Raw genomic sequence first — 4,748 nt, 5'->3', positions numbered from 1 at the left:
ACCAAGCTGGCTGCTTCCTGTTTGAACTCAGGAGAAAAAGAACGTCGCTTTCTGGTCATCAGACACCTCGTTTATGGTGGCGATCTTACCACCTACGTTGGTGTCCGGAATCATTGAACCACTACAAATGGCTTCGTCATTGATCATGGAGTTTATGACGGCAAGGGGGGTTTTTAAGCTATGAGAAATATCTGCGGCTAGGTGGCGTGAACGGGTAAGTTTTTTGTCGTACGACTCTAATAGACGATTAAGATGTTTGACAAGTTCATTGAATTCTTCAGGTACGTTCTCATCCAGTCTATTACGCTGACCCTTTTTAAGCGACGTTAATTGGGCACTCATCATTTTTAAGGGTTTTAGTGCGATAGTTACCCCAATAAATATGATCAATGATATCGTAACGAGAATTGTAAAAGATATTATCCATATAAGAACGTGGATTTTGTCAAGCGTGTTTGGTGAGTAGGAGCTTTTTTCAATTATAGTAACGCTTAGTTTATCTTGTCTGTTATTAAATATTCTGTAGTAGCCAAGGATTGAGCGATCATCATCCGATATGTGAAAAATTCCAGGCTTTCTGAACGATTCTACCACCTGTAATTTCGGTTTAATGTTCTCGCTTGTAAAACTCCGACCTTGACTGTCTTCGATGTGAACTGAATATTGAGACAATGAAAAATTTCTGAGAGAGGATTTTGTAATTTCTTCTTTATCATTTGTTAGCATCTTTGAGAGTCGGTTAGCTGCAGCCTCTAGCTGCTGCCTGTGAAGCTCGTCATGGATATAGTCGATTAAAAGGGTGTGTGAGAAGAATATCAGCCCGGTACACGCGAAACCCGTTAGCGTCAGGAAAGTAAGCAGTTTCCGTTTTATTGAAGGGCGTTGTTGTTTTCTGGGCATGTTGTCTGCCAAGCAGGTGGTTAGAATTTGTTATCGACTAAATCTAGGCCTAAAAAAGTCGCACTACAAAAGTAGTGCGGCAAGACGGAATGGTGGAGACCATTCACGATGCAACTGGTTTTAGAATGTCGTGTATCGACAAGTTTCTATTATTCAATCGAAAAAGCTATTGGTTCGACATTATTTCTAATGAGTAAGCTGATCTTTTGAGAATTGGTCTGATTTAGATAGATTAATATCGCCCGACTTCATCATCTCGTGATAAATGTCGTCTTTATTCGATTGCATCAATTTTCGGCGAGCTTCCATGCCTACTTCAGATAAGGCTGCCTGAGTCATTACCCTATGCTGTCTCTTCATGTCCTGAACGCTGCTTTCGGAGAGCATGTTTTGTGCCAGGCTGCCGTCATTGGCCTCAGAGGCATGGAGACTTCCTGCCGCCAAGGTTAATGCTAGAGATGTGAGCAAGAGATGTTTTCTCATAGAGTCACCTTTAAGTTGAATGGTCTGCATCCCGATGGAAACAGATGAACTTTAACTCAGCTTGAAAAAATAAAATTAGATGATGAAAAGAGAGCACGGCTAGAAAAGCGGGGGCGACGGGGTCGTTAATACAAAGGTGTTAAGGAGGCGTTTTTTCAATTTCGTTTCAATTTCGTTTCAAGTTCATCTGCTATCAATGGCAAGTCGTTGTTCTGGCGGAAAGAGCGAGAACAATGAACCACTTACCGGTAGTGGCCGACAACTGAAGCGCATTAGCTGTCTGTTTGTTCAGGGCCAAGTACCGGTCTGATGACATACAACGAAAGCCCATGGAGACTGATTTACAATGCAAACTAATAAACTCAGGTTAGCGATTAGAGCAACACTAGCGCTTTCGGTTACGGGTCTGCTGGCCCCGTCTGTTCATGCGCAATCTGCAACTGAACTTCAGACACAGATTAATGATTTGCAGCGCCAATTGGATGACATGGCGGAAAGTAAGGGGGCGGAAGGTTGGATGGTGCCTGGCACCAACACCACTGTAACAATCGGTGGCTATGTCAAGCTGGACATGATCTATGATTTTGATCAGGACATGGGTGACAGCCTGTTCGTAGCAGGCCTTGATACTGCTAATAGCGATAGCGACCCTTCATTCCGAGCCCATGCTCGACAATCACGGGTTCGCATTAAGACAACCACGCCAACCGAAGTGGGTGATGTCAAAACGACCGTTGAAGGTGACTTCTACGGTGGTGGCGGTGATGAAGTTTTCTCCAACTCCAGAGGGCTGCGTCTTCGTCACGCCTATGGTGAGCTGAACGGCCTGCTCGCCGGTCAAACCTGGAGTAACTTCATGCAATTTACCGCCTATCCGTCCACGGTTGATTTCGACGGCCCAGTAGGTGTTTCTTTTATTCGTCAGGCACAGTTGCGCTACACCATGCCTCTTGGCGGCGGTGCTAATTTTTCCGTTTCTGCTGAGAATCCGGAAACAACGGGTTTTGACGGCTCCCGCGATAATGCGCCGGATCTGACTGCCAAGTACAAGTGGGCCGGCAGTGCTGGTGGCATTGAAGTTGCCGGTCTGGCACGTTCGCTTCAGACTGACTCTGCAGCTGCTACGGGCGACGATAACGCCTTTGGTTATGGCGTTTTGATTGCTGGTCGGCTAAGCCTGACCGACGCCACCACGGTCATGGCAGGGGCGATCTTTGGTGACGGCGTGGGTCGTTACATCTACAGTTCCTTCAGCAATAATGACAGCAGCGCTAGCCGCACTGGTATTGGTGAAGCATACATCGACGCCAACGGCGATCTTGAAACCATTGAGGCATACGGTGCCAACGTTGCTATCAGTCAGCAGTGGACGCCGAAGTTCTCCTCTGGTCTGTCCTATGGGCGCGTAGAGGGCGATCAGCCAGCAGATCTGTTCCCGAACTCCTTTGAAACCCTGCAAAGCGTTCACTTCAGCAACTTCTACAAAGTTGCTGACCCGGTAACGCTGGGATTGGAGCTTTCCTTCGCAGACAAAGAGTTGGCCAATGGCGAATCTGCTGATAACACTCGCCTGCAACTGGCTGCGCAGTTCGATTTTTAATCGTTCATAGTGTTGCTTCACATAATTGGACCCAACGACGGGCTGAAATAGGCCCGTCGTTTCTTATCTGCGCTCCCTCCCATGCGCTGGACGATGCCCTCCTCTTTTGTCTCTTTCTTTCACCTCTTTTTGGCGTATACCCCGCCATAGTTTCGTTGAACTCCGTACGAGTTTAGGTGTGATGGCGCCGAATTCAGACTGATTTAAAGGTCTGTCTGTAGGGTCGTCCTGGCATTTACGGCGAAAACGCTGATTCATGTATCTCAGTCAAATAGCCAGGATGATATTGAATGAACAAACGACTGTTGTTGTGGGTGCTGATAGTACCCGGAGTCTTGAACGTCATGCCTTCGGCGGCGGCCACCGCCGGGGAGAGCGTTTCACTCAAGGAGTTCCAGCGAGCCAAGGCCAGCCAGTCTGTCTCCTTGAATGAGGCAATGGCAATGGCATTTGAGAATAGCCCGGTGTTGGCGTTGAGACGGGCTGCGGTGTCCATGCAAGAAGCTGAGCTCGACCATGCCAGCCGCTGGGCGCCAAGCAACCCAGAGCTTGAGCTGAGTGGCCGTGACAATCCAGATCAGGCGGATCAGTCACTGAACTACGAGGTTCGGGTTACTCAGGAAGTCTGGATGGGCAATCGGGGCGATCTCGGTCAGTCGCGTGCTCAGAGCGCTCTCACTTCTCAACAGCAGGAACTCGAATACCTGAAGGTGGCGACCAAGGCCCGAGTGCGGTCAGCCTACTTCAAAATACTGCTTGCACAGAAAGAACTGGAAACGGCAAGCCGCACCGTTGAGCTGATGCAGCGAACCAAAGAGCTGGTCGAGGTGTCCGTTGAGCGGGGCAAACAGACCCGGATTGACCTCAATACCGCTGTCATTGGCTTGGCAAGAGCTAAGAGCCAGAAGGCCGAAGCGGAGCAAAAGCTTAGGCAATCAAAAATTGACCTGACGGAAGTTCTTGGGGTGTCCCCCTCCGATGCGGTAGGGGTCGTGGGAGAACTCAATGTAGCTCGTGCCAACTTGCCACCAACTAATCGCCTGGTCGCGCTGGCTCAGCGCCAGAGAGGGGATCTGAAGGCGGCAGCAGCCAGAATTGCTGCGAATGAGTCCGGCCTGGAACTGGCCAAGAGTCTAAGTATTCCGAACCTGAAAGTGTTCGGGTTCTACGAGCGGGAGGAAAGATCCAACCTTTTTGGTGCGGGTGTGTCGATGCCTCTGACTGTGTTTCATGATTATTCCGGTGAAAAAAGGAAGGCCTCGGCTCAGTTGAAAATGTCCGAGCTTGAGGCCGAGGCACTGCGTTTGGCGACTGAACGCCAGGTCGTATCTGCTGTAGCTCAGTACGAATCCGCCGTACGCAGATTGCGCCAGATGAACGAGTCGATTCTCGAGCGTTCGGAGGAAACGCTGCAACTTATGCAGAAAGCTCTTCAAGCGGGAAAAGTCGATGCTTCCGATGTCCTGTCCGCTCAGGACAATCTTTTGTCGGTGAGGAAGGAATACGTCAAAGTGCAACACGACTATATCGACGCCGTCCGGGCGTTGGAAGTGAGCACCGGCGGTGCCCTTTCAATGTCATCCGGTTCCTGATGACAAGAAAATTAATGGTTGAACGTTCTCTTATATCGAAGGTGTTTAGGGAAGGTCTGAATAACTGCTGATATTTGCCCATCTTGGGTTTAAACGGCAAAAAATCGAAGATTCAGACACTATTTTCCCTTTATTTGTGTGTTTTTTGCCCGTTTCCCGCCATTTTGGCGGAA

Annotated in this window: 4 protein-coding genes; 2 read left to right on the top strand and 2 right to left on the bottom strand. The window is 49.0% G+C overall.

What is annotated here, in order from left to right; all coding sequences use genetic code 11:
• Positions 1-27 precede the first annotated feature (27 nt).
• A complete protein-coding gene (locus LWH94_RS18730; RefSeq protein WP_232903252.1) occupies positions 28-900 on the bottom strand; it encodes a hypothetical protein in 873 nt (290 codons plus the stop codon).
• Between the two features lie 186 nt (positions 901-1,086).
• Complete coding sequence (locus LWH94_RS18725) at positions 1,087-1,383, bottom strand: hypothetical protein (RefSeq protein ID WP_094625953.1); 297 nt, start codon at positions 1,381-1,383, stop codon at positions 1,087-1,089.
• 346 nt (positions 1,384-1,729) lie between these two features.
• Here LWH94_RS18725 and LWH94_RS18720 point away from each other — a divergent pair, with 346 nt between their 5' ends.
• Positions 1,730-2,983 carry a DcaP family trimeric outer membrane transporter gene (locus LWH94_RS18720; RefSeq protein WP_226595803.1) on the top strand — a complete coding sequence of 418 codons (1,254 nt, stop codon included), beginning with the start codon at positions 1,730-1,732 and terminating at the stop codon, positions 2,981-2,983.
• 290 nt (positions 2,984-3,273) lie between these two features.
• Complete coding sequence (locus LWH94_RS18715; RefSeq protein WP_232903251.1) at positions 3,274-4,575, top strand: TolC family protein; 1,302 nt, start codon at positions 3,274-3,276, stop codon at positions 4,573-4,575.
• The last annotated feature ends 173 nt before the right edge of the window (positions 4,576-4,748 follow it).

The sequence above is a fragment of the Marinobacter sp. G11 genome, from assembly GCF_021282325.1.
Taxonomy (GTDB): Bacteria; Pseudomonadota; Gammaproteobacteria; order Pseudomonadales; family Oleiphilaceae; genus Marinobacter; species Marinobacter vinifirmus.
The sequence above is the reverse complement of the archived record's forward strand: the minus strand, read 5'-3'. Positions and strand labels throughout refer to the sequence as shown.